The 24,375-nt window shown below is 55.8% G+C and carries 25 protein-coding genes; 6 read left to right on the forward strand and 19 right to left on the reverse strand.

What is annotated here, in order from left to right; translation table 11 throughout:
- Positions 1-9 precede the first annotated feature (9 nt).
- A complete protein-coding gene (locus QXF46_05615; protein MEM0226334.1) occupies positions 10-687 on the reverse strand; it encodes an ACT domain-containing protein in 678 nt (225 codons plus the stop codon).
- A 140-nt stretch (positions 688-827) separates the two neighbouring features.
- Between QXF46_05615 and QXF46_05620 the strand changes: the two genes are divergently transcribed.
- The 3 genes from QXF46_05620 to QXF46_05630 are packed head-to-tail and all read left to right on the forward strand — an operon-like array spanning position 828 to position 3,130.
- Entirely contained in the window at positions 828-1,679 is an 852-nt protein-coding gene (locus QXF46_05620) for an ABC transporter substrate-binding protein (protein ID MEM0226335.1), read from the forward strand.
- Between the two features lie 12 nt (positions 1,680-1,691).
- Complete coding sequence (locus QXF46_05625) at positions 1,692-2,375, forward strand: amino acid ABC transporter permease (protein ID MEM0226336.1); 684 nt, start codon at positions 1,692-1,694, stop codon at positions 2,373-2,375.
- A complete protein-coding gene (locus QXF46_05630; protein MEM0226337.1) occupies positions 2,372-3,130 on the forward strand; it encodes an amino acid ABC transporter ATP-binding protein in 759 nt (252 codons plus the stop codon). The genes QXF46_05625 and QXF46_05630 overlap by 4 nt, the downstream gene beginning before the upstream one ends.
- Before the next feature lie 3 nt (positions 3,131-3,133).
- Here the strand turns inward: QXF46_05630 and QXF46_05635 are convergent, their stop codons facing one another.
- The 7 genes from QXF46_05635 to QXF46_05665 all read right to left on the reverse strand — a co-directional run bounded on the left by QXF46_05635 (position 3,134) and on the right by QXF46_05665 (position 11,180).
- Positions 3,134-3,586, reverse strand: a complete 453-nt coding sequence (locus tag QXF46_05635; protein MEM0226338.1) for a hypothetical protein — start codon at positions 3,584-3,586, stop codon at positions 3,134-3,136.
- 199 nt (positions 3,587-3,785) lie between these two features.
- Positions 3,786-4,811, reverse strand: coding sequence for a galactose-1-phosphate uridylyltransferase (gene galT, locus QXF46_05640; GenBank protein MEM0226339.1), 1,026 nt, complete (start codon positions 4,809-4,811; stop codon positions 3,786-3,788).
- Positions 4,812-4,931: 120 nt separating this feature from the next.
- Entirely contained in the window at positions 4,932-5,711 is a 780-nt protein-coding gene (locus tag QXF46_05645) for an alpha/beta hydrolase (GenBank protein ID MEM0226340.1), read from the reverse strand.
- 24 nt (positions 5,712-5,735) lie between these two features.
- On the reverse strand, positions 5,736-6,269 hold the full coding sequence (locus tag QXF46_05650) for a class I SAM-dependent methyltransferase (GenBank protein MEM0226341.1): 534 nt from the start codon (positions 6,267-6,269) through the stop codon (positions 5,736-5,738).
- Between the two features lie 23 nt (positions 6,270-6,292).
- On the reverse strand, positions 6,293-7,159 hold the full coding sequence (locus tag QXF46_05655; protein ID MEM0226342.1) for a UbiA prenyltransferase family protein: 867 nt from the start codon (positions 7,157-7,159) through the stop codon (positions 6,293-6,295).
- A gap of 387 nt (positions 7,160-7,546) precedes the next feature.
- Complete coding sequence (gene leuS, locus QXF46_05660) at positions 7,547-10,447, reverse strand: leucine--tRNA ligase (protein ID MEM0226343.1); 2,901 nt, start codon at positions 10,445-10,447, stop codon at positions 7,547-7,549.
- 28 nt (positions 10,448-10,475) lie between these two features.
- Positions 10,476-11,180 (reverse strand): tRNA(His) guanylyltransferase Thg1 family protein, encoded by a 705-nt coding sequence (locus tag QXF46_05665; protein ID MEM0226344.1) that lies wholly within the window; start codon positions 11,178-11,180, stop codon positions 10,476-10,478.
- A 52-nt stretch (positions 11,181-11,232) separates the two neighbouring features.
- Between QXF46_05665 and QXF46_05670 the strand changes: the two genes are divergently transcribed.
- Positions 11,233-12,240 (forward strand): Gfo/Idh/MocA family oxidoreductase, encoded by a 1,008-nt coding sequence (locus tag QXF46_05670; GenBank protein MEM0226345.1) that lies wholly within the window; start codon positions 11,233-11,235, stop codon positions 12,238-12,240.
- A complete protein-coding gene (locus QXF46_05675; GenBank protein MEM0226346.1) occupies positions 12,237-13,235 on the forward strand; it encodes a Gfo/Idh/MocA family oxidoreductase in 999 nt (332 codons plus the stop codon). Before QXF46_05670 ends, QXF46_05675 begins: the two co-directional genes overlap by 4 nt.
- 43 nt (positions 13,236-13,278) lie before the next feature.
- Here QXF46_05675 and QXF46_05680 read toward each other — a convergent pair whose 3' ends face one another.
- The 6 genes from QXF46_05680 to QXF46_05705 form a co-directional block, all read right to left on the reverse strand.
- Positions 13,279-14,532: a GNAT family N-acetyltransferase gene (locus QXF46_05680; protein MEM0226347.1), complete on the reverse strand. Its 1,254-nt coding sequence runs from the start codon at positions 14,530-14,532 to the stop codon at positions 13,279-13,281.
- Between the two features lie 42 nt (positions 14,533-14,574).
- Positions 14,575-15,375 (reverse strand): hypothetical protein, encoded by an 801-nt coding sequence (locus QXF46_05685; GenBank protein ID MEM0226348.1) that lies wholly within the window; start codon positions 15,373-15,375, stop codon positions 14,575-14,577.
- Between the two features lie 177 nt (positions 15,376-15,552).
- Positions 15,553-16,404: a sugar phosphate isomerase/epimerase family protein gene (locus QXF46_05690; GenBank protein MEM0226349.1), complete on the reverse strand. Its 852-nt coding sequence runs from the start codon at positions 16,402-16,404 to the stop codon at positions 15,553-15,555.
- Positions 16,401-17,201 (reverse strand): metalloprotease family protein, encoded by an 801-nt coding sequence (locus QXF46_05695; protein MEM0226350.1) that lies wholly within the window; start codon positions 17,199-17,201, stop codon positions 16,401-16,403. Before QXF46_05695 ends, QXF46_05690 begins: the two co-directional genes overlap by 4 nt.
- 1 nt (position 17,202) lies before the next feature.
- Positions 17,203-17,952: a purine-nucleoside phosphorylase gene (locus tag QXF46_05700; protein ID MEM0226351.1), complete on the reverse strand. Its 750-nt coding sequence runs from the start codon at positions 17,950-17,952 to the stop codon at positions 17,203-17,205.
- 206 nt (positions 17,953-18,158) lie between these two features.
- Positions 18,159-19,766 carry a hypothetical protein gene (locus QXF46_05705; protein MEM0226352.1) on the reverse strand — a complete coding sequence of 536 codons (1,608 nt, stop codon included), beginning with the start codon at positions 19,764-19,766 and terminating at the stop codon, positions 18,159-18,161.
- Positions 19,767-20,200: 434 nt separating this feature from the next.
- Here QXF46_05705 and QXF46_05710 point away from each other — a divergent pair, with 434 nt between their 5' ends.
- A complete protein-coding gene (locus tag QXF46_05710; protein ID MEM0226353.1) occupies positions 20,201-20,860 on the forward strand; it encodes a flavin reductase family protein in 660 nt (219 codons plus the stop codon).
- Here the strand turns inward: QXF46_05710 and QXF46_05715 are convergent.
- From QXF46_05715 to QXF46_05735, 5 genes are read right to left on the reverse strand one after another with little or no spacing between them, the layout of a single operon-like run.
- Entirely contained in the window at positions 20,857-21,159 is a 303-nt protein-coding gene (locus QXF46_05715) for a hypothetical protein (GenBank protein ID MEM0226354.1), read from the reverse strand. The two genes, QXF46_05710 and QXF46_05715, sit on opposite strands and share 4 nt — an antisense overlap.
- 41 nt (positions 21,160-21,200) lie before the next feature.
- On the reverse strand, positions 21,201-21,455 hold the full coding sequence (locus QXF46_05720) for a C2H2-type zinc finger protein (GenBank protein ID MEM0226355.1): 255 nt from the start codon (positions 21,453-21,455) through the stop codon (positions 21,201-21,203).
- 37 nt (positions 21,456-21,492) lie between these two features.
- Positions 21,493-22,518: a phosphate uptake regulator PhoU gene (locus QXF46_05725; protein ID MEM0226356.1), complete on the reverse strand. Its 1,026-nt coding sequence runs from the start codon at positions 22,516-22,518 to the stop codon at positions 21,493-21,495.
- A gap of 36 nt (positions 22,519-22,554) precedes the next feature.
- Entirely contained in the window at positions 22,555-23,082 is a 528-nt protein-coding gene (locus QXF46_05730; protein MEM0226357.1) for a hypothetical protein, read from the reverse strand.
- Positions 23,079-24,083 (reverse strand): Gfo/Idh/MocA family oxidoreductase, encoded by a 1,005-nt coding sequence (locus QXF46_05735; protein MEM0226358.1) that lies wholly within the window; start codon positions 24,081-24,083, stop codon positions 23,079-23,081. Before QXF46_05735 ends, QXF46_05730 begins: the two co-directional genes overlap by 4 nt.
- Positions 24,084-24,375: the final 292 nt, after the last annotated feature.

Here is a 24,375-nt window from a genome sequence, read left to right on the forward strand (position 1 = left end):
GGAGTGCAGTTAAATGTTTTTCAGGATCCTCCTCGCCTCCTCGACAGCCGAACGAAGTATAGAGTAAGCCTCGACGGCCTTCTCCCGGCTGACGATGAACAGAGTGTCTGTGTAGGTTGAGATCACCTGCGTGACGTTGATCCCGTGGAACGCAAGTAGGAATGTCATGTAAGCCATTACGCCTGGCGTTGTGATGATGGCTTTCGGGCTTTCAACTATGACCGCTGCTTGATCGAAGTATACCTCCTCAACAATGGAGCGCTCGAATCTGGCAAGGAGCTGGTGAAGAGAGGCACTATCTGCAACGATAGTAAGGGTCCGTATGCCTTGAGTGATTTGGAGGAGCCTGGCTTTAATCCCCGTGAGCGAATGCAGCAGCTCCAGCGGGTCAGACAACCTTATCGTTGCTAAACCGACATCGTCGATGAGAGTTGTAGTGCTCTCAGCGATAACTCGCATCACGTCCTCTCCCGAAATACCCCTTGTAATCTGCTCTCGGAGCCTGATCAACGCGACCTTTATTGCTGCCTCGCTGACCGACGTACCCATCCTCCTCTCGACTTCGCTCCTAAGGGCTCGGGCAAGAGCCGAGTAATTGACGATGCCCATGCCCAGTGCGGACAGCAAGTGGGGTCTTGCGATAAGGATTTCTTGAACCACCTGGTTGACGCTTATTGTTTTACGCATGAAGGTATGGTTATAACTTTTCATTTATGGTTTTCTCTTGTCTTATAATCGTATATTATGTTACATTTGTAACAAAAATGGTTTAATTAATCACTGCATATACCGTAAAAGATTTTTATAGCTCCTCGAGCCCCTTCGCGATGGAAAAAAAGACGATAGTTCTACTCGTTGTGGCACTAATAGCTGGAGCAGCGATTGGGTATGCACTCGCTCTACCGTCGATCATAGCCCTTCAATCGAAATTGAACGACCTCCAGTCGAAGCTAAACCCCAACTTTGTCGAGAGGATAAAAGCTCGCGGAGTCCTCATAGTGGGAACATCGGCGGATTGGCCGCCCTTCGAGTACGTTGACAAGGATGGGAACATCGTGGGGATCGACATTGAGATAGCGAAAAGGATTGCGGAAGAGTTAGGCGTGCGATTGGAGGTCAAGGACATGAAGTTTGCGGCGCTGATTGAAGCGGTTCAGAAGGGGGTTGTAGACATTGTTCTCGCCGATATGACACCTACAGCCGAGCGTGGAAAGGTCGTAGATTTCTCGATACCTTACTACTTCAGTAAGGGTAACGCAATCGTAGTGCTCAAGGAGAAGCTTGGCAGTATTCAAAAGGTGGAGGATCTCTATGGGAAGAAAATTGGGGTTCAACTCGGCACAATTCAAGAAGAATGGGCTCGACAAACGCTGGGCGATAAGTCCCAGATAATCACCTACGATAGGGTCTACCCTGAGATGTACATGGCGTTAAAAAGAGGGGACATAGACGTTATGGTCCTTGGAGATACAGTCGCGGCCGCGCTCAGCAAGAAGCTCCCCGAGCTAACAATCGCTTTCTACGGGGGAGGGGGTAGGATCGGTGCAGCCGTGGCGTTGCCACAGGGAGCGTACGATCTCAAGTACGTCGTGAACAAAGTTATCGAGCAGTTGCTGGAGAGCGGCGAGATGGAGAAGATATTCGAGAGCGAAATCCTAAAGTGGCTTGGAGAGAGTTAAAGGTGTTGAAAATTGAGTGAAGCAATTTCTTTCATAATAGACATTTTACCATTCCTCCTAGATGGCTTGAAGACAACGCTCGAGATCAGCTTACTATCCTTCGTTTTCGGGATGGCTCTTGCCGTTCTTATCCTACCCATCCGCGTGTTCGCTCCTCCACCCTTCGCGCTGCTGGCTAGGAGCTACGTTGAAATCTTCCGAGGCACGCCCCTCCTGGTCCAACTGCTCTTCATCTACTTCGGCTTACCCGCTATAGGGGTCAAGCTAGACGCTTACACCGCCTGCGTGCTGGCAGTCAGCCTCAACAGCGCAGCTTACCAGTGCGAGATCCTTAGGAGCGCGCTAAAGGGGATCCCCGAGATACAGTTCCTTTCGGCCGAATCGCTGGGCTTCAGTACGCTGCAGATCTACCGCTACGTTGTTTTACCCCAGGCTCTTCGGATAGCCGTCCCCGCTCTCGTGAACGAGCTCGTGACGCTGATTAAAGAAAGCTCGTTAGCGTCAGTGATCGGAGTAGTGGAACTGACAAGGAGGGGTGAGTATCTCGTCGCTTACACTCTGAGGGCTTTAGAGGTGTACGCGGCTGTAGCCATAATCTACTTCACTCTGTGCACGATCGCTTCTCAAGCGGCAAAGCTGCTTGAACACAAGTTCCGGATACCAGGCTACGAGAGGGAAGGTGGTGGTTTGCTATGAGCGGGATTAACGATGATGTACTTGTTGTAGAACAGTTAAGGGCTGGGTACAAGGGTCACGAAGTACTCCATGGGGTCGACTTGAGGGTTGGTAGGGGTGAGAAGGTAGTCATCATGGGACCGAGCGGCTCTGGCAAGAGTACGCTGCTCAAGTGTATCGTTCTGCTGGTGAAGCCAAAGAGCGGCAGGATCGTGCTAGACGGTGAAGAGATCACGGATCACCGGGTGGATGTAAGAAGGGTAAGGGCGAAGACGGGCTTCGTCTTCCAGCAGTACAATCTGTTCCCCCACATGACCGTGCTGCGCAACCTGACTCTACCGCTTGAGGTTGTGAAGAAAGTGCCGAAGAAGGAGGCCGAAAGAAGAGCGATGGAGGTGCTGAAGATGTTCGGCATGGAGGAGTTCGCCGAGAGGTATCCGTTGCAGCTGAGCGGCGGTCAACAGCAGCGGGTGGCAATAGCACGAGCCCTGCTGATGGATCCCGTTCTACTGCTCCTAGATGAGCCCACTTCCGCTTTAGACCCCGAGCTGAGAAGGGAGGTTCTCGAAGCGCTCATTAAAATTGCTAGGCAGGGGAGATCAATGTTGATCGTAACCCACGAGCTGGATTTCGCGGAAGCTGCAGCAGATAGAGTTGTGCTGATGGACAGGGGAGTGATCGCTGAAGAAGGAACTCCCGATGAACTATTCTACAACCCAAGGAGCGAGTGCGGGAAGAAGTTCTTCGTTGAGCTTAAGGCTGTAGCTAGAAGCTAGCTCCTAGATGCTCTGAGAAAGCTCTCGCAAGGCACTTTTTAGCTCTCCCAAGAGCTTGTAGAACTCTTCCCCCTCGCTTTTCCCAATTGACGTGATGATCCTACTGAGTTCGCTCCTAACGGTTGAGGGGACTCTCTCGCCCTTATCCAGTATCAGCGCAAGAAGCTTCTTTGAGACTTCATCGGCTGCAGCCTTAGCAGCAGCTGTGAACCTGTCCCTCCAATCGTCCCATGTGCGCACTTTTCCCTCCTTCAAGTTGATGTTCACGAGCGAGAATGTGTCCACCGCTACCACCAGCTCTTCGCCCATAACGTACGCTCGTAGAGGATTGTACGGGCTAGCCGAAATCCTCCGTAGTGCATCTAGCAGGGTTTTCTCGCCGCAAGCTTCTATCAGCAGCATAGCCTCCTCCAGCCTAGCCTTCAGCTGATCGTAGCTGCTCCGAATCGGCTCCATGCACGGGTACCTCGCGTACCCAACATATCAATTTTACTATGTGGGCTATAACTGATGTCGGCGCTGAAAAGTTCGGTGAACATGGTTACAACGCCATTGGTAAAGCCCCCTTTTAGACAAGTAAAATGGAGTTTAGTTCAATCCTTGCTTTCTGGCTCGAGTACAGCTTGACGCTAGAAGTGAATTTGGGATGAAACTTTCAAGGCTTTGTTGAGGTTCGAGTGAACGGCGTTCCTCTGGTCTTGTACCCCTTCGCCTCAAGCTTTGCTAAGCCTCTTGACAGAGCAGCTTTCAGTTCGGATGCCTTATCCTCTGGTAGAGAGTCGTACGTGAAAGTCCAGGCACCCCACTCGATGCCCGCAGCGTACTTCAGCTTGTCCCTCTCCCTGTGCAAGGGGTAGAACTCAACGTGAAAGTGATAGAACTTCGCCTCCATTTTGCAGGGCTTCTGATGGAACACCATCATGTACGGAAGGTCTATGTCGAAGAGGCTGTTGTACATGGCTGCAACCACTTTCAAGCAGTCGGCGAGGTCTACTATTTCGGCCTCCCCCATCTCGCACAGCGAGCCGAAGTGCCTCTTGGGATACACGTGCACTTCGTAGGGCCACATCGCAAAGAAGGGGAGGAAAGCTACGAAGCTGTCGTTCTCGTAGAGGACTCTGACAGCCTCCTCGAGCTCGAGTCGAAGGATCCTGCAGAGTAGGCACTCGCCTTTCTCTTTCCAGAAGTTCTCCATGTTGACCATCTCCCTCTGAACCCTGGGTGGGACAAACGGGAGCGCGTAGATCTGGCTGTGGGGGTGGGTGAGGGAGACTCCTATCAATTCCCCCTTATTCCTGAACGGCATCACGTAGTGGATCCCGGGATCTGCGCACAGCTCGCGAGACACCCTGATGAGCTCCGTAACGTAGAGCCTGAGATCCTCAAAGGGTATGTCGTCCAAGTCGCCCTCGTGCTGCGGGGTTTCCACGACGACCTTGCAGTAACCGTACCCCGGCTTTACCTCGTAGATGTCATTACTGCCGCGGGAAGGCTTAGCGTCTGGCCTGAGGGCTGGGAACCTGTTATCGAGCGTCAGGACACGCCACCCATACCCTGTCTCGGGAGCACCCGGGCAGAAGGGGCACTCCCCACTCCTCCAAGGCCGTCCCCTCCTCTTGCTAGACACGATAATCCAAGCTCCTAGCAGAGGATTCCATCTGAGCTCGTTGATACCTTCCATCACTTGGGGGACTTATCACGGGCATAAAAACGCGCCCTCTACAGAGCAAAGCCTCATAAGCGTCTCTGAAGCCGATGTCAAGGGGGCCACCGAATCGTTAAGGACCCCCTCCGACGTCCTCTATGCAGTTCGGTGGCCCCCTCTTTTTACTAAAAGTTCTAGGGCTTCGTCGAATGGAAACTTGTCGCGTTGCGGGTTAAAATACAGCTCTTTTCCGCACGGGTACATTTCCCTGATAACGCCGATGCTGCGCTCATCCCAACCGTTTCCAAACACGATTACGCTACAGCTCGAGGTGAAGCGATTCTTGAGCATTCCGATGAGCTGGAGCACAAGCTTGGCCGGCACACAGTTTATAACCAGGTTATCCTCCTCCGCCTCAAGCAGAGAATCGCTGTGTTCCACATCATACAGCGGTTGAGGGAGTACCTTAACGCACAAGTTGAACAGTGAAAGAAGTTTAAGGCGCGCGATACTGTGCAGGTGCGCCACAATCTCATGTAGTGGTTCTACAGCTAGAAGGGAGGGGCTTAACCCCGCTGCGGTCGCCGAATAATGCGCCACTAAAACCCCGCTACCGTGCCCCACTGTAATCAGGCTAGAGGATTTACACTTTGTCGCAACCAGCTGCAAGAATCTCTCCCCCGAAGTTAGCACACCCTTCAAGTTCCCCCCGCGAGGGCCCTCAGAAAGTCCGTACCCGTACAGGTCGACGGCGTAGCAGCTGAAGCCCCTAGAAGCCAACTCCTCACAAAACCATGTGTACCTCCCAGAGTGTAAACCCAGGGCGTGAAACAGCGCGATAACGCCCTTAGTGCGACGCGCACGCCAAACCCTGTAGAAAATCTTCGTCCCGTGCGCGTCCATGAAGGTTCCTTCGTCATACGAGCTGTTACGCACGTCGGGCCCTTTCCATCTAACTGCTTAACCTTTTCCCCTAACCAGCGCCCCCCTTGTAGATCCGGAAGGGGTCCAGGAGCTTCCGGCTACGTACAAGTACAGCTTGTGTAAATGAACGCTACCCGAAGGTAGCGTGACTGAGACGATAGGTTTAACGCTCGGTAGGGGGTGGTCGTGCAGGATGATACGGCATCCCTTCTTACATTCAGAGATGAGCTTTAGCTCAAGACGTCTCGTAACGCTGGGCGAGGGGTAGCAGTAGACGACGTCGAAGGGTTCGACGTTGAAGCTGAAAAGGTCGCTGTGAATGATTGAAGCGAAACCGTAAACTCCGGCTAGGCGGACTTCCCTCAACGCCAGCCTCACGAGAAGCGGGTTGAGCTCCACGCCTACAGCTTGCGCGCCGAACTCTTTCACCGCTATTATCAGCACCCTTCCATCACCGCAGCCAAGATCCACGATAAGCTCGCCCGGCTTCAGCTCCGCGAGTGTCAACGCTGTCCTGATTACCGAGTCCGGGCTTGGTAGAAACGGTAGCTCCGCAAGTTCGCGGAGCACAATAGAGAGGGCGGCTCCTCCTTTTAAAGAGTGAGGGGGAGGTATGCGAGGATGAGCACTGAAATTACGAGGGCAGCAGCTGCGATGAGTGTCGGCTTATCGTTGAGGATTACCTCGTGAGGGTGCTCGCCTGCCCCTTTCTCCATCGCCAACGTGTATCTGAGCAGGAAGAAGGCCATAACTGGTATGGTGGGCACAAGTCTTCTCCCCAGGGGTACTTCTGCGCAGTATATGGCGTACGTCACTATCGTCATGGCTGCAGCCATACTCAAAGCTTGATCCAACCACTTCTCGCTGTATGCTTTAAGCACGCTTCTCGCAGAGGAACCTGCGATTGTAAGCTCTGCCTTCCGCTTGCTAAGCGCCAGGAAGAGCGCTAGGAAGAAGAAGCCCGAAACAAGCCAGGGGGATGCTTCAACTCCAATGAGGACGGCTCCCGAAACTACGCGGATAAGGTAGTTCACCGCTATCGCCGTAACATCGACCACCTCAACCCTTTTCAAGAGCAAGCTGTAGAGCAGCGAGAGGCAGATAAACAGCGCGACAAGCAGCGCGAAAAGCGGGTTGAGAGTCAGCGAGAGCGCTAGAGAGGCCGTAGACAGGAAGGCGCTTAGAGAGGCGGCCTCCCTCGTAGATACCTGGCCCGACGGTAGGGGCCTGTTCCTCTTCCGGGGATGCAGCTTGTCCGACTCGATGTCCCTAATGTCGTTGAAGATGTAGATAGAGCTTGAAGCAAGAGATAGCGATACGAAGCCCAGAGCCAGCGGCGGATAAACGCTGGGGTCGACTAGCTTTAGCGCGAATACGGCCGGCACCATCACTAACCCGTTCTTGTACCATTGCTCAACCCTCATGAGCTTGAGGTACACTCTCGTTCTCTTTCGCACCACGCACCGGGGGAACTGATCGAGGATTAAAGCTTGCCCCACTAGGAGGCCCAAACGATGTTTCATCCGTAAAGTGGGTGAGCTCCTCAGCTGGGTCACGCTTGCCGGCGCAACCACCCTTCATCCCAACAGAGTTTGCCGAGTCTTCGATCAGCTGCAAACATCGTTAACGAGCGGGTCGAAACCAACCCCTAGCGGACACACCCCCAGTATCGAGCTTGGATCCCGCGTGCTACAGGGAAGTGCTTGAAGGTCGCAAAAACCCATCCTCAGCTATCCTCATCTGAAAAGCCGGGAAAGGGGACGAGTTAGCCCGCCCGTTGGGCCGTAGTGTGGATCCGTAAACAGAGCCCTCAATCCTCTGTAGCGCGAAACAGCGATTCGCGTTCGTTAGGTTACAACAATAATAGCTGGTCTTCCCGGAAGTGGTACTTTCTCTCGAGGCGAGGCTTCCTCCTCGGAGTACACCTTAACTTGAACGCCAAGCTCTCTCTGGTAGAACTCTGCTGCGCTCTTCAGAGCTCGCAGTTCGAGCTCGTAAGGTAATGCCCACTGAATCAGGGATGGGTTCTTGAAGTAAGCTTCGGCGAGTTTCGAAGCCTGCCTCCGCCTCTGAGGGTCGAGCTCACCCATCGCGCTGCGGATGGCGTCCTTTACGCTTGCGCCAGCCGCGACGCGCTCGCCTACTTTCCGGGCGAACGCGTGCTTCCAGGGTGCTGCCACGATTATCTCAACGGCTTTGGGGGCTTCTCTGATCAAGCCTAGGATTTCCTTGATATCCTCGAGCACTCTTCGAACCTCCTCTTCCGCAGCCTCTGCTTCAGGCTTTACTCGAGAAGCGTCAGCGCTCGGCCAGGGTGCGAGGCTTACGAACCCAGGCTTCCCAAGCTTCTCCCAGATTTCCTCGCAGATGTGGGGGACGATGGGCGCTAGGATCAGCGTCTGGTACTCGATGAAACGCTTCAGCAGCTCCCTGTTTGGCTCCCCACACCTTCTCAAGTACCATCTGAAGTGGTTCTGCAGGTTGAAGAAGCCCTCCACCAACGCATCCTTGAAATCGCCCCGTTCCATCGCCTCCTCCACCTTCATCAATGTGCGGTGCAGCACGCTTTCGAACCACTCATCGATCGGCAGCCACTCATCCCTTCCCAAACCGTAGTTCTTCACTGCGAACTCGTACCATTCGACCAGCAGGTCGACCGCCCTATCGGCTACCTCCGGCTCGAAGTTCGCATCGTCTAGGCCGGAGTTCCCCGCGTAGGCTTCAGCGAATCTTGTCGCATCGGCGCCCCACCACTCGAGCGCCTCGCGGAGGAGGATGAAGTTCCCCTTGGACTTCGACATTTTCTCTCCGGCAACGTTGACCCAACCGTTGACCCCGATGCCTCTGGGCCAGTGCTCCGGCGGGAAGATGGCGACGTGGTGCATAATGAAGAAGACCAGGTGGTTCGGCATTAGATCCTTACCTGAGATCCGCATGTCAACGGGGTACCAGTAGAGGAACTCCCTACGTATCTGCTCTACGAGCTCGACGCTTACGCCCAGCTTTGCTGCTACCCCCCTCGGGTCCCCTATGCCCAGTAGCACGTAGTCGAAGAAGCTATCATCGAGTCGCTCCCAGCTCAAACCGTACTGCTCCGGGTGCTGGAGGTACTTAGCCAGCACATAGTAAGCCATGTAGATGGTGGAGTCACTCAGCGACTCGAGAACCCACTCGGGGTCCCACGGCAGGGGCGTTCCGAGCTCCCCCTTGTGCGTGCAGGCCCAGTCATTGTACCAGTCGATCTGCCTGTGGAAGTACTCTCTGATGCCCTCGGGCAGGAACCTCATAGAATCCACGCACTTGTGAGCCAGCATTTTCCACTCGGGATCGCTATACTTCAGGAACCACTGATCCTCAACGATCTTAACGTGGGTTCTCGACCCACACCTGCAAAAGACGGGTCTCGGTAACGTGAAGTGCCTCAAGGCGATGCCCCTCTCGACCAGATCGTTAAGCACTTCCTCCTTTGCCTGTGCCACTGTCTTTCCAGCCCACTTGCCGAAGACCTCGGTCAGAACTCCGTTGTAGTACTCCTTCGTGTATATCTCGCGCGTCGCTTCGTCGAGCAGCTCCCCATCATGCTGGCTCTTGACACCCAGCCGTTGAACGACGGTCTCCGCTGGCACATCGCCGTAGCCCTCCAGCCTTATGATCGGTACTGGCTTGATCCGCTCGACTAGATTCCTATCCACACCGTACTTTTCAGCAAGCCCTCTTTTCAGATCCATCAGCGCTGCGTAATCGTACGGGGCGTGAGCGGGGACCGACATGACGATACCCGTCCCTTGCTCGGGTTCGACGAAAGTGGCGGGAAGAACGGGAATGCGCCAGCCGGTTACCGGGTTGATAGCCCAGCGCCCCACCAGCTCCCTACCGCTCACTTTACCCACGATCCTGACGCTGTGCCCCTGGTCTCTCAGCTCGTCAACGCCGTATCCGCCAATAACCCACAGCTCACCATCCACTTCAGCCAGGGTGTAGTCGTAGTCGGGGTGCACCCATATGTTCACAGCGCCGTAGACCGTTTCAGGCCTGTACGTCAGGCAGGGGTAGGTCAGGCCGTCCTCGCCCCTATACTTGATGATGGCAACCTCCTCCGGCCCGATCCCTGCGTACTCGTCGGGGCGATCGTGATCGCCAACCACCTTCTTCTCCTTCGGGCACCACACGACAGGGTGGGTACCCTTAACCAGAAGCCCCTTGTCTAGGAGCTTCTTGTACTGCCACTGGATGAATTTGCTGTATGGCGGGTTCAGGTAGGTGGTATGGAACTCTCTCCTCCAATCGATCGAGAGCCCGAAGCGCTGGAAGTCCTTCTTCCACTCCTTGCAGAAGAACCGTACCCAGTACTCGGGCTCGGAGAACTTCGGGATCTCCTCGTCTGGGATCCCCATGAGCCTTAAAATCTCTATCTGCCTGGGATCACCCTCCCTCACCCTGAGAGCGGCAGCCACGATTGGGCTACCGGTCGCATGCCAACCCTGGGGGAAGAGTACGTTGAACCCCTTCATCCTCTTGTACCTGGCCATAACGTCGTTGCGGAGCACCGTGAAGGCGCTGCCGAGGTGAGGGTAAGCGTTGACGTAAGGATAGGGGAACGTGATGAAGAACTTCGGCTTCCCCTCAATGGGCTCCGGCTCGAAGATCCTGGCTTCACGCCACCGGCTCTGCCACTTTTCCTCTATACGCTTGAGGAACTCGACCCTCTCCTTGTTTGCCCTAGGTTTGATCGCGCGAGCAATCGACACCGCCGAAACCCCCCACTTAGCAGCTCCTTTAACTCTTACGTTGATCGAGCTCAGGCGCCCTGTAGCGTTCGACTTCTTCCAGGAGCCTCCAGGGGCCATCCTCAATGCAAGGGTTCCGCTTACCCTCCATAATCCTCCAGAAGACGCAGGAACCCCCCCACTCCCAGAGGGGCTTCTCGCTTAGCCTCACTCCGGCTTTCTCGATCTCTTCTATCTGCCGTGGCAGACTTGTCCTTTCCGCAACTCTAACTCCAAGCTTCCGAAGGGTTGAGCCAACATAGTTGTTGAAGCCCACTCTAGCTCTGTAAAGCACGTACCTTTTCGCGTCATCGATCCCTTCCAGGGGCACGACCCTGGAATCGAAGATCAAGCTGCGCCCTAGCGCCAGTGAGACTGAAGCCGAGAGGATGGAGGCGGAGATGCTGACAAGCTTCTCAACCCTCCCCGCGTAGGGGACCGATGGGCCGAGGAGCAGAAGGTTCACCTCGTCGCTGATCACGTAAGCTCCGCTCGCCGAAAAGCGCGTTAAAAGCTTGACTGCACCCTCAACGAGCGCTTTATGGACCCGGTGGTCGCGCGGCTCTTCGAAGCCCGCGAGGGACTTTCCAAAGCCGACACCGTCTAACCTCAGCGCGAAGGGCAGGGATACTCTGCTCTCAACGGCTGCTTCTCTCGCCTTGAAGCGCCTTTCCAGCTCTGGAACGTTGACCTCCAGCAACTCCCTGTAGCTCATCCAAGTCCTAATGCGGATAACCATTTTTACCTCTAATCGTTGCGTAACACCGATGGGGAAGCTTGGCGTAGCCGTTATCGGCTGCGGCTTTATTGGGAACGTCCACCTCAGAGCTTGGCGGAAGGTTGAAGGTGCTGATGTACTCGCCGTCGTCGATATAATCGAGGGTAGAGCCAAGAAGGCAGCGGAGGACTATAAGGTACCGCGCCGCTACACCGACTACACGAAGGTGCTCGAGAGCAAGGATGTGGATATAGTCGATATCTGCACCCCAACCTATACTCACGCGGAGATCGCGATCGCGTCAGCAAAGAGCGGGAAGCATGTACTAGTTGAAAAGCCGATAGCGCTACGCTTACGCGACGCTGACGAGATGATCAGGGCTGCTAAGAGCTCTGGCGTGAAGTTCATGGTGGCTCACTGCCTCCGGCTCTGGCCCGAGTACGTGGAAGCTAAGCGCCTCGTTGAAAGCGGGGATCTGGGAGAGCCCAGGATTGCAAGGGCGTACAGGCTCTCACCCTTCCCGGAGTGGGCGCTGTGGCACAAGGATCGAAGGCTCAGCGGCGGCGTGTTTGTTGACATGAGCATTCACGACGTAGACTTCCTACGCTGGGCTTTAGGTGACGTAGAGGAGGTTTTCGCTAGAGGGGGCACGCTGAGGACTCCCGATTCCACGTCGCACGACTACACGCACGCTATACTCAGGTTCAAGAACGGCGCGATAGCCTACGTTGAAGGCTCATGGATTCAGCCGCCCGGTTTCCCCTTCACTACGTACCTCGAAATCGTGGGGACAAGGGGCATGCTGGTAGTCGACAATCAATCCCCGGCGGCACTGAGGGTTTACAGGCCGGGAGGGACATCAGTTGCGTTCACGCCGTTCGAGGATGATGCCTACGATAAGGAGATCAAACACTTTTACGAGTGCGTAGTGAAGGACCTAGAGCCCGCCGTTCCCGGCGAAGAGGCTAGGAAGACTCTCGAGGTAGTACTTGCCGCTGTCAAATCGGTTGACGAGGGCGCACCAGTTAAATTACCCTTAGAGGGTGAGGTACTATGAGGAAGCTCAGGTTTGCCATCCTCTCCTTCGCTCACATTCACGCCTGGAGCTACGCTAGAGTGCTGAAGAGCCTCGAGGAGGCTGAGCTTGTCGCGATCTACGACGATGATCCGGAGAGGCTAAAGAGGGCGGCCGAGGCCTACGGCGTGAGGGACCTGTACAGCGATTACCAGCAGCTGCTAAAGCGTAGCGATATCGATGCTGTAATCATCGCGTCGGAGAACGCGAGGCACGCTGAGTTGGCTGTAGCAAGCGCGGAAGCTGGCAAGCACATCATAGTTGAGAAGCCGCTGGCAACCACGCTGGAAGATGCCGAGAGGATGATCAAGGCGGCTGAGAAGGCTGGGGTGAAGCTGCAGCAGGCTTTCGTGATGAGGTACCACGATGCAACCGTAGCTGTGAAGAGGATGCTCGACGAGGGCGCTATCGGTAGGATACTGGCCATAACGACGACGAACCACGGGAAGTTCCCCGGCCTTTGGTTCGATGATCCTAAACTGGCTGGCGGAGGAGCAGTGATGGATCACACGGTCCATACGGCGGACCTGATGCGCTGGTACACGAGAGATGAAGTGGACGAAGTCTTCGCAGTGATCGGTAAGAACATCAGGCCGCAGTTAAGGTCGGAGGACTGCGCCTTAATCTCGCTCAAGTTCAGGAGCGGAGTTCTAGGGAGCATTGATTGCAGCTGGTCTAGGCACGAGGGTTGGCCGATCTGGGGCGACGTGTACCTGGCAATCTACGGCACAGAAGGCTTCATCGTCGTGGATGCCTTCAGGCCCTGCATAAACCTCGTGATTGACGGGAAACCGCTCGTCTGGCACTACTTCGGCCCCGATGCTGACTACAACATGATCAAGGACTTCGTTCGCGCGGTGCTGGAGGATCGACCTGTGAGAGCGTCCGGGTACGATGGCTACAAAGCCCTCGAGGTGGCGTTAGCCGCCTACGAGTCCCACCGCAGGGGCGCACCAGTCAAACTCCCCCTCCGCTAAAAACTCTGAATGAATTTTTCTAATTTCAAATTTTTCCTGCTTTTCACCAGTGATCGATAATCCATATATGGAATGGTTTAGGTTTAAAAATAGCTTTTAATGCTTCTCGAATCCTCCTAAGCGGTACCGAACTGCTGACTCGAGAGCTTAGGAGAACTTCGCTGAGGGAAGCGAAGCCGAAGAGCATGCGGTTGAACATCGTCGGATCGAGCTCCATTTCCGCTTCAGCACCCCCCTCGACAAGCTCAAGCCCCTCGTGACCGACCTTCACCGTAGCTTGCTGGCTCCTGTAGAGGAGCTTCAGCGTAAGAGGTTCGTCGATCCACCCAACCACCTTCACTGTTGAGAGTAGCGCGCGTAGGTTCAGAACCTCGGTCATGAAAACACCTCCACCACCACTCCGCTGAAAGTTCCGGAAGATCTTCGCGTAGCTCCCTACCATAGGTATAGAGGCTCTCACAACCCGGGCGCCCAGTTCTGAAGCTCTTTCAATAGCTGCGGTGTAGAGGGCCTGAAGAGCGTCAAATCTGCCTGGAGCGCTCATAATCTCAAGGATAGTGAGTGTCTCTTCCTCCCACGGCGCCTTAAACGTGGCAACATGACCCAGTACCTCGCCCCCTTCCCTTGCCACGAGGAAGTTACCCCGGCTCCTCTCAACGTAGAAGAAGCCGTGGTAGGCTGTGCGCTTGACGAGCTTTTCCACCCACTCTTGACGCGTCCTCGTGGGCCAACCGGTGTGGCGATCGCCTCTCTCCTCGTACAGTCTAGCAAGCTTCTCCACATCCCTCTCCTCCCCCTCGCATACTTCAATCCACGGCACGCGTCTCGCAGCCGTCTTCGCGTCGCTGAGGGGTGCGACCGCGTATGTATCCACACAGACGTCCACATAGCCGAGCCGCCTGTAGATCCTCTGAGGCCCGCTAGCGAAGCCGGTGAAGAGGGCGGTCAGCGGAAAGCCTTTAGCCGCATAGTCCTTCATCGCCTTCTCGAGGAGCCTCGTCGCATACCCACGCCCTCTACGGCTCGGGTGCGTAGCGACATTAGCAATCCCTGCCGTGCTCTGCGGGCCAGCAGCTGTTCGCAAGCGTTTCTCCACCACCTGGATATGCGAAACCAGCGATCCCTCCTCTTCAAGTAAGTAGGCCCCCTCCGGCCTGAACCCTTCGTTAAGCTTCGCCAGCTCCAACCACTTGCTCCCGTCAATGCCGTAGTTTCTGTAGGTATCGAAGCATTCCCGCAAGAGGGCGGCTATGGAGTCCTCGTCACCCGGCCTATACGTTCTTACAGACTCACCCACTTGGTGATGTCTCCGCACAGGTAAAAAATGCTAACGGAACCGTTACTTCCTGCCGGAGGCGACGAAAACACTGGCGCCCAGTAGGCCGACGCCCGTTGCCGCGAACATTACTACGATGAGAGACCTTACAAGGCCTTGCACACGTGCCGGAAGAGCTCCCACGAAGAAGTCTGCTACCCCCTCTGACACGGCGACGCTAACGGCGACCACCAGCGCGGGTATGCTCGCCAGAAGCAGAGCGAGCACCAGCTCTCTCTTAGGTGTTACACCCTCAGTGCATTCTTTCCTGACATCAGGAGGGGTTAAGTGGGGGAGGGCTATCACAAGCCCGCGGAGAATGGGTGGGACGGCTAGCAGCTGGAAGGGGATCATCGTAGAAAACCACCAGGTAGTCAATCCTACAGATAGCCCGGGGATCATCTGCACGGGTAGAGCACCTATAGCAGCTTTATACGAGGTGTACAGCACCGCACAGAGCGCGTTACCGAGTAGGAGACAGAGTAGCGAAGCGGTGATAAACCTGGGCCAGCGGAATCTCCCCTCTAGGAGCTTGCCCAGAAGGAAGAAGGCAGCAAAATTGGAAGGTACAGCAGCGATCAAGCTCGGGAGGTACAGCGTTCCATGCTTTATGGAGTCGGCAACCAGGGTGCCTAAAGCTGCACCTACGCCGCCAACCCAAGGGCCAAAGAGCACGGCGAAAACGGATGGTATTACGATCGCAGGCCTGAACTGCCCCATCCCCCACGGGCTCTGTATGTACGCTGTAGCATAGGCTCCGCAAGCGTAGAGAGCTGCGTTCAAGCTAACTAAGGCTGTTGTAAAGGCCACCCCTCGTTTTACCACGCGAGCATGGTTATCGACGTCGCAAATATGTATTGTTATAATGATTTAAACATTTAAAACATGAGAGTGACGCCCGGAAGGGAAGAAAGATTGATTAATGGTCTCCTGATGTTTCTCGTGGCTGTGAAGAAAAAGCGCCTTCTGACTCTTGATGAGCGGAAGTACCACTGAGCCGCGCTACCTGCTTAGGATCCTTCTCAGAGCAGCTAGGTTGTCTTTCGCCGCTCGAATGCCATCCTCGGGGTACTTGGGCTTCTCCAGGTCTGGGTAGAATTCGGGTGGGCATTCGACGTTGAGGTAGCCGTCGTAACCCCCAACTTCCTTCAGCAGTTTTATCACCTTCGGCCAGTCAATGCTGCCCATACCCACGTGGCGGAAGCCCCTTATGTTGCCCACGTTTACGTCAAAGTCCTTCACGTGGACCATGGCTATCCTCCCCCTCAGCAGTTTGATCCAGTGCTCGTGGTAGCCGAAGGCAACGAGGTTCCCAACGTCTAGGTAGGCCTTCACGTAGTCAGAGTCGATCTCGTCCAAGAACCTTCTGAACTCGAGTGGGCTGTAGAGGAAGCGGTTCCATACGTTCTCCACCCCGCATGTGACTCCCAGCTCTTCCGCGATCTTTGCGGCCTCCCTGAGCGAGAGCTTAGCGTAATCGTAAGTCACTTCGTAGGGCACCTCGGGTCTAGCGACTGCCGGTACGACGAGGAGAACCTTAGCATCCAGATCCCTCGCGAGCTCCAGGCCGAGCCTGACGAACTCGAGAGCCGCCTTACGCTCGGCCTCGCTTGGAGAGCCTAGGTTGTACTTCCAAAAGACCCCAGTTGCAACGCTGGGTATCTCGAGACCCACCTCCCTAATCTTTCTCCTCTCCTCCTTTGAGATGTCCCGAGGGTGTAGAAGGCTGTCATCGTATACCACTTCAGCCCCATCGTAGCCAATCTCCTTCGCCGTCCTCACAGCTTCAGCCAGATCTGGTCTCTGGGCGTAACCGAAGCCGATCAACGTCCAGAGGTTTAAACCAACCTTCACGTGTTATTGCGCGAGGCTGCCGTATAAGTGGATTGCCCCACCTTCAGGCTCCAAAATGCTACAGCTGCTGCGGCAACCAACCCGGATAGGAGTGAGATCAGAGCGTAACTGCTCGTCGTCTGAGCCGTCACTCCATTTCCCTCCCGTACAACTTCGACCAGCTCAATCCCCATCAGCTCGATGGACCCTCCAGACATCATCGCTATCGCGATAAGGATCTGAAAAACGAGAAAAGAGCACAGCAGGGCGTAACCGAGGGTCGCAGAAGCGTTGAGGAACGCCCACGAGAGGCGAGAAGGTTCTCCCCCCACGATTTCGATGGCCTCGCCCACATCCCTCACCCTCGCGTGACGACCAGTACCCGCAGCAATGATCGCTAGGGTTAGGTCGCCGGCAGAACCCACCGTGTTCACTAGGCTTAGCCAGATTAAAAGCCCCCTAATCCATTCGAATGGCTGGGCGAGCAGCAAAACTACCCAGGAGAAAAGCAGGGGGGTGAGAGCCACCACTAGCCACTTCGCGAGCGGTAGTTCACTGCGGATGCTAACGTAAAGCCCTAGGGGTAGCGCACCCCTCCTCCACACTCCAATCGAGATTCCGCGAGCCCCTAAGAGGAGAGCGGCGACTGCGTGCAATAGCTCGTGCAGTACAACGGAGGCTAATATAGCTGCGAGAAACGTTGCCCAATCGGCTTGTAGCGAGCCGAAGAGGTGGCTGACGAACGAAGCCCAAGCAACAAAGAGGAGGAAGCCAAGCCCGAACACCCTGCCCAGGACCCGTGAAACGTTCAGGTGCACGCTAAGCACCCAACTTGACGATGGATCTCAGAGCCCCCCTAGCAGCCCTGAGTTCGAGCCTCTGCCGAGCCTCAACGTTTGCCTCCATGAACTCGCCTGTGGCTAGATTATCGATCACGAGCAGTGCTGCTCCAGTCCTCAACCCGCGTAACCTGGCAACTGTGAATATGGTCGCGCACTCCATCTCCACAGCGATCGCGCCGAGAGCTCTCCAAGGCTCGAGGTTCGCCTCTTCTGCATGGAAGGCGTCGCTCGAAGCCACAACACCCCTGTGCACGTTGAAGCCCTCCTCCCGGAGCTCTTTCTCGAGCTCTAAAACCACCTCCGGGTCCGCAACCGCCGGGTAGCAGACGTTGGGAGCGTACATGCCGGGAGTGCCGCCTGGCTGGTAGAGCGCTCCCAGCGCTACAACGGCGTCGCCAACCCTCACCTTATCGGTTAGGCCGCCGCAGGTGCCGAGCCTCACGATCAGCCTAGCCCCCAACATTTTGAGCTCCTCAACGGCGATCGCGGCTGAAGGGCCACCGATCCCGTGCGTTGCCACAGTCACGCGAACCCCTTCAAAGAAGCCCGTGTACGTGTTGTAACCCCGGTGAAGGTTCACAGCCTTCGCGTCAACCAGCAGCTCCCGGGCAATCAGCTCAGCCCGACCCGGATCCCCAACAGCTAGAACCCTTTCAGCCACATCCCCCGGTTTCGCCAGAATGTGGTAAGGCCTAGTCGCCAAAACGTGTTTTGAGGGTTTAAGCATGGATCTCCTCCCCTATTCACGATTATAGCCACGATTATAGCCTTTACTCCAAACTTTACTCCAAAGGGATCACGCGTGCGCAGGCTTGCACGCTTGCAAACGCGACACTATTCAGAAACTGTACAAAAAATGCCTCCAACACGCAACATAGGGTGGAGCACTGGACTGGGGCACCGGGGGCCGGCTGACACGAGAAGGTTTCCCGGTTAGGGTCTTGCTTCAACGAAGAGGCCGAGAGGCGCTCTCAAAGTGCAACCGCTGGCAAACCTGTAGTAGAGAAGACTCTCCCTAACGTAAACTTCAACAGACGAATCCGTGCCACAAACCATCCCGCCTTGGTTTGTGATACCTGCTACGGCTCCTCCTACAATGGGTACGCCGAGGCCTCCGACGAAGCTGCAGAAGGCATCGATTGCGGATTCGGCCAGCGGTATCGACAACCTCGGGAGTACAGCATCGGCCACCACCGATATGAACGCGCCGACAGGCACCTGGAGAATCGTAGCATCACAGGGTACAAGAACTGGGTAGAGAGTACTAGTGCTAAGAACCAGGTTCTCGTCAACGTCGAGCCTTCCATCATCCAGCGGCGGGAAGCTCGTCAAAACCCTCCTCCACCGAGTCCCCCCGTAGAACCAGTCCATGATACTGTCGTGCAACAACCCGAACTCGCGACCACCCTGAACAACGCCCCCAACCGTAAGAACATCTGTAATCCGAACAGTCCTCCCAACCGTAAGAACATCTGCAACAATGGCTTCAACCCGATCTTCAACCTTCTGGCAAACCCTCCCACCACCAGGAGTCAAACTACAATAGAACAATTCACCAAAACTTATAGAAAACCTACCCCAAACGAAGATCCAAGACGCCCGTGGCGGGCATACGCTAGCTCCGTCACTGAAGGGGACGTAAGCATGGCTACCCAGGGTTGAGCCTGCAACGTTGAAGTCCACGGGTGGGAGAAGCCCATCGCTGATCCTATTGAAGATTTGGCCCGAAGCCCAGACTAAGCGGAAATTGCTGTTAAAGCTTAACGCGAAGCCGATCACGGCAACGAGCTGTGGTGCTTGGCTGGATGGGTTGTTGAGGATGAGGATGGGTATCTTGATGTAGGTTACGCCGCTGGCGTTTCGGAAGTAGCTGGCCGGTAGAGTGGAGGTTAGGTTTTCCACTCTTACAACCGCTCTAACGTGGTACTCGTACCAGCTAGTGTAAAGGGGTTCAACACCGGCAGAACCATCAGCCTGCTGAGGGTCGATTCTCTCCGCTAGCTCCGGTTGCAGGTGGAGGGTTTCGCGGTTTACGAGTGGCACTGGCTCACCCCTCCACAAGTGTAGGATGTACCTGTACGCCTTCGGCTTGAGTAGTTCGCTCGGCTTGTACTCGATTGTTGCGGTACCGTGGTAGAGGAGTTGGCCGTTGGACGCGTTGCCAACGTAGGCTCGAACAATCAAAGCCGTCGTGAGGGTTTCCGGGTCTCCACCCCTACTCTCCACCAGGTTGACCCAGCCTTCCGCAATCCTCTGCAGCTGCTGGTGGCTGATGTATGCAGCACCCCTACCCCTGTAGCAGGAGTAGAGCAGCTTTACCGTGTCACCGCCCATCGATGCTGGCGCAACCGCGTCGATGAATAAGCACCAAACCACACCCCTGTGAGCCAGCAAACCGGTTTCATCGGTGTGCGAGTACAAGCGGAGCTCAATGTAGAAGCCCGGTGATGCTTTAAGCGCGAGTAGCGCGAGAGCGGTAGCAGCTACAGACGCTAAAACGAGAGTAAGCGGAAGCAGATCAGGCTTACCGAGCTTCCACACATCCGAAAGTAAAACACAAAAAGCTTTATTACTTGTGTAAACCTGAACCTTTCAAGGCACTCCAAGGATCGACAAGCTGCGAGCTTTCAGCACTAGTTCCCCACCTCTACTGTTGAGTGGGAGTTGTCGACCCCTCCCATTCTAGTAGCTGCCCCCTCCGGACTTAAAGCTTCTCATCCGAGCATCTAGCCGCAGCAGGCTCAGCAAAAGCCCTCCGTTACGAGTCTGCTCAAGGCTGGTTGAGGTTGCGGATTCGAGTTAAAGGTCTAGAGCCGTTGATAGACGATTGTTCCCTTTGTTTCCTCGCTTGTCGTGTAGTGGAGGTGGGATGCCGCAACTCAGGTGGCTTCAACTGTCTTCCAGCGCTGCCGGTAGAGCGCTGGTGAGGTTAGATTGGCCCGCTTGGTATTTGTCTCGGCCTCTTCAGTGGCGGCATGCTGATCGTTGTGAGGGAGGGGAGGCTATTGGAGGTGTGGGTGGCGCGTGAGAGCTTTGACGGCTTGAGCAGTGCCCGTGACGAAAGGGTATTAAGCTTCCCGGCTTACTGCAACACAATGAAGGAAGTAAAAAGGTTTTACCTGCTCCTCCACCCGAGGCCGGCTTACCTGATTGGCAGCGGTCGCTTGGGCGAGCGAGTGAACTTCATGGCTGCGTCATGGGTTACGCCGATCGCCGAGGAGCCCCCCCTTGTGGGAGTCGCGATAGGTGCGGACAGCTACACGCGCGAGCTGATCGATGCGTATGGCGAGTTCACCATCAACGTGCTGCCTATGGATAAGGTCGACCTCATCTACTACGCTGGCAGCAGGAGCGGACGCGAAGAGGACAAGACGAAGCAGATCAAGGCTGTGAGGGGTGAGAAAGTGCAAGCCCCTGTTGCGGAAGGGGCGGTGGGGGTTGTCGAGTGCAGGATCTACACTAGAGTTCAAGCGGAGGACGTCGTCTTCTACGTTGGCGAGGTTCTCTCCGCCAGGGCGGACGAGAGCGTTTTCGACGAGAGGAAGGGCTGGGACGCCTCGCGGGTGGACTTACCTCTCCACAACTGGGGGCGCGGCTTCTACGGGCTAGGGCGCTTCAGAATGGCCAAAGCCTAGTGGTACTCGGTAATCACTGCCGCCAGCTTCACTTCTCCCGTTTTTTCGATGCGGTACGCGAGGCGGAGGACGGCGGCCCGATGGTCAAGCCTGCAGAAGACCGAGTAGATGTGAAACCCCTCAATGAATCCATCGTACCGCACCACACCGGGAACTCCCGTATCCCGCAGGGATCTGCCTATCCTTTTCGGGATCTCTGATAGCCACGTGCCGCCAGATAAGGCTGCAGACTCGTAAGGGGCCTTCAAGTTAGTGCGGGCACGTATGGCATCGATGAGTCCTTTCAGATTGCTGCGCACGCGACATCTACTTCCTGTGACTATTGTACCGCTCGCGTATTTTACTCCTCTTCCTCGTACTCTTCCTCCTCCTCTTCCCACTCAAACTGGTAGTAGCTCTCCCCACTTTCCTCCTCTTCGGGGTGCTTCCGCAAATGCTCTTCCAGAGCAGCTTTGCTTTCCAGCTTCTTGCCGCACTTCGGGCACATGAGATAGTAGGGCCCGGTCGGCTTATGCCATGCATCAAAGTGCGCTTCGAAGTCCTCCCTGCTGTAGAACAGGGCTCCGCACTCGGGGCACTTCAGTGGGCTTGCCACAGGAGAATGAATCTCCTGCGATTATCTGCTTAACGTTTTACTCGAGGGATAGGTCGATGGTTGCCTCGAGGACATCCATCGAGTAGTCGCAGATTCTCCTCAAGCTGTCCGCGATCAGCCTGATGACCATGTGCCTCCTCGCATCGCAGGGCTCCTCGAGAATCCTCTCGATGAACCCCTGTTCGGCTGCCGCCAGTCGGGGTGGGTACTCGTCTAGCAAGCTTAGGGCCTTCTCCCTCTCCCTATTGAGGAAGCAACGTATCGAGTTTTGGAAGATTTCCTTCGCGAGCTTTGTCATCGACTCGAGCTCCCTCTCTAAGCCGCTGATCGAAACGCCCGCTGTTACCAGCGACTTCGCGTTCCTAGCGATCTTCTCCGCGTGATCCGCGCAGCGCTCCACGCTCTTCCCGACCACCGCGTACTCGATTATCTCCTCGAGACTCTTCAAGCCGATCTCCTCGATCCCCACGAAGCCTCTGACGCCCGCGTTCAACTGGCGGAGCAGGTAGAGGTACAGCTTATCGATGAAATCGTCCCTTGATATGACGTCCTCAAGGAGGGTTATGTTTCGAGCGAAGAGGCCCTCCATGGAATCGTCGATCATCCCGGCCCCTACCTGCCCCATCCTCTGGATGACGAGGTTGACGGGGAGCTCCTCAACGTTGACCAGCACTTGCAGTACGATGCTGTGCTCCCCATCCTCCAGCAGCTCCACTCCGATCATCTTGTTTGAAATGACCCTCTTTATGACGTCCTTGAACCTCTTCCCATCGGGGGGTAGCTCGACTCTGATCACCTTGTAGCCGACCAGGTAGCGAGACATTATCTCGCGGATAATCGTCCCTTCGCTCTCCCCGTCTCGGATTACCATTTTGCACTCCGGCCTCTTTCCCTCCTGAAGGGGTGGCGGCACTAAGCGGAGCGAGCCGTCGGGCTCAAGAACAATGGTGACCGGCGACCCCCTACCTATGCCAACGCGTTTCGCCCAGTTCTTGGGGAGCGAAACGACGTACGTCGACCTGCCTATCAGCTGAACCCTCCTAGTTACCTCTCGCGTTTCCATACTAACCACTACAAAGCTAATTACGCTCTCTATACTTTAGACGCTTCTTTTAAAGCTTTTGGGCTCGCAATCCGCCCTCAGGGCGTCAAACCCGACGAGGAGGGTTCCACAGCCCCCGCAGCTGGAGTTGAACAGCGAGAGCAGGAACGCGTGGGTCGGCGGCGAGGGCGAAGCTGCGACGCACGACTCTGCGATCTCGTCCAGCTCTGGTAGCTTGAGTGGTAGGAGAAGCACTGTGTGCTCCCCCCTAGCTTCCGCGAGCGAGGCTCGGTCGATTAAAACCCCCCTTTCATCGATCACGCCGACTTTCCGCTCACCTACCTTGAGTACGGCGTAGGGGCCTGCAGGCCACTGGAAGTCGGGTCGCGTTAGAGCCGCAAAAACGTGCCTCTTGCCGAGGCACTCAAGGACGCCGACGTTGACCGGCCTACCCCAGTGCGACCTACTCGCGGAGTACTTCTGCTCAATCTTAGCTACCTCGTCGATCTCTTGCTGGCTGAGCTTCCGCACCCTGAGCACACCCCTTTTGACTAGAACGGCCAGGACGACGTCCTCCAGCGTCATAGCCTTACGGGCTGCCCCCTCTTGCCTGACTCGATGATCGCCTCGAGTATCTTAACGTTATCCACGCCGTCCTCGACCGTGATGGCGGGCTCCGAGCGGCCGAGAACACAGGAGATGAAGTGGCGATCGGCCTCTACGAGGAAGCCGCTTGCAACGCCGTGAGACTTCCTCAGCTTGGCGAGGTGAGGGTACGTGTAGCTGGTGCTTGCCACGCTGATCGACTCCCTCTCGGTATCAACGTGGACTGCCCCCCTCGTGCAGACGAGCTCCAGCTTGAAGTCGAAAATCGAGGGGGAGCTTTCGGGGAGCACCCAGCTGCTCTCAAGCACGGCGAAACCTTCGTCGAACTTCAGGATAGCAGCGAAGGCATCGGGTGTCCCCAGATCGCTGAGCAGCTTGGTCACCGACGTTGCGTACACTTCCCTCACGGGCTGGTTGAAGTACCAGCGCGCTAAATCGACTGTGTGGCTCATGAGGAAGAAGGCGACGCTGGTCTTCGAAGCCCAGCTCAACATCCTCCTCGGCACGTACAGAGTGTCGCTCAGCCTGATGTACGCGTGAATTGGGGACCCGAGCTCGCCCCGTTGCAGCAGCTCCTTCACGTATACGAACGGGGGGTTGAACCGGTTCTCGAAGTTCACCAGCAGAAGTACACCCCTCCTTCTAGCTTCGTCAGCCATCGCTTGTGCCTCAGCGAGGCTCGTAGCCATCGGCTTCTCCACCAGCACGTGCTTACCTGCTCTCAGAGCCGCCATCACAGGTTCAAAATGGAGGTGGTCAGGCGTTGCTACAACTACCGCATCCACCCCGGATCTTTCGCATAACTCCTCTGCACTGCCGTAGAACTCGGGCACGCCTTGCTCGGAGGCTACAAGCTTGGCCTTCTGTCTATCAACGTCCGCCACTGCTACGATTTCCGCTTCTGGTACATGCCTTAACGCTTCGAGGTGCAGTAGCCCCTGGTTCCCCAACCCTACAACGCCAACTCGAACCTTCCCCATGCGCTCCAAGGCCTCGATGCGGAGGTGCTTATCTAGCTTTGCTTTTCCAGCAATATTCCATGCAAAGGAAAATACTCGTTGAGCAAGCTCTATAGCGATCTCTCAAGTGCTATAAATCCGCTTACGTGAGCTGGCTTGACTTTTATACCGGCGTTTAACGGCTGACTCGTGAAGTATCGGGAGCTTAGGGAAAAGGTGATTGAAGCCTTCAGGTTCATGGAAAGTGCGGGGTTGAACTGGGGCTATAGCGGCAACATCAGCGTTCGCTTGCCCGAAGAAGGGCTCTACTTAA

It is taken from the genome of Thermofilaceae archaeon, assembly GCA_038731975.1.
Lineage (GTDB): Archaea > Thermoproteota > Thermoprotei > Thermofilales > Thermofilaceae > JANXEW01.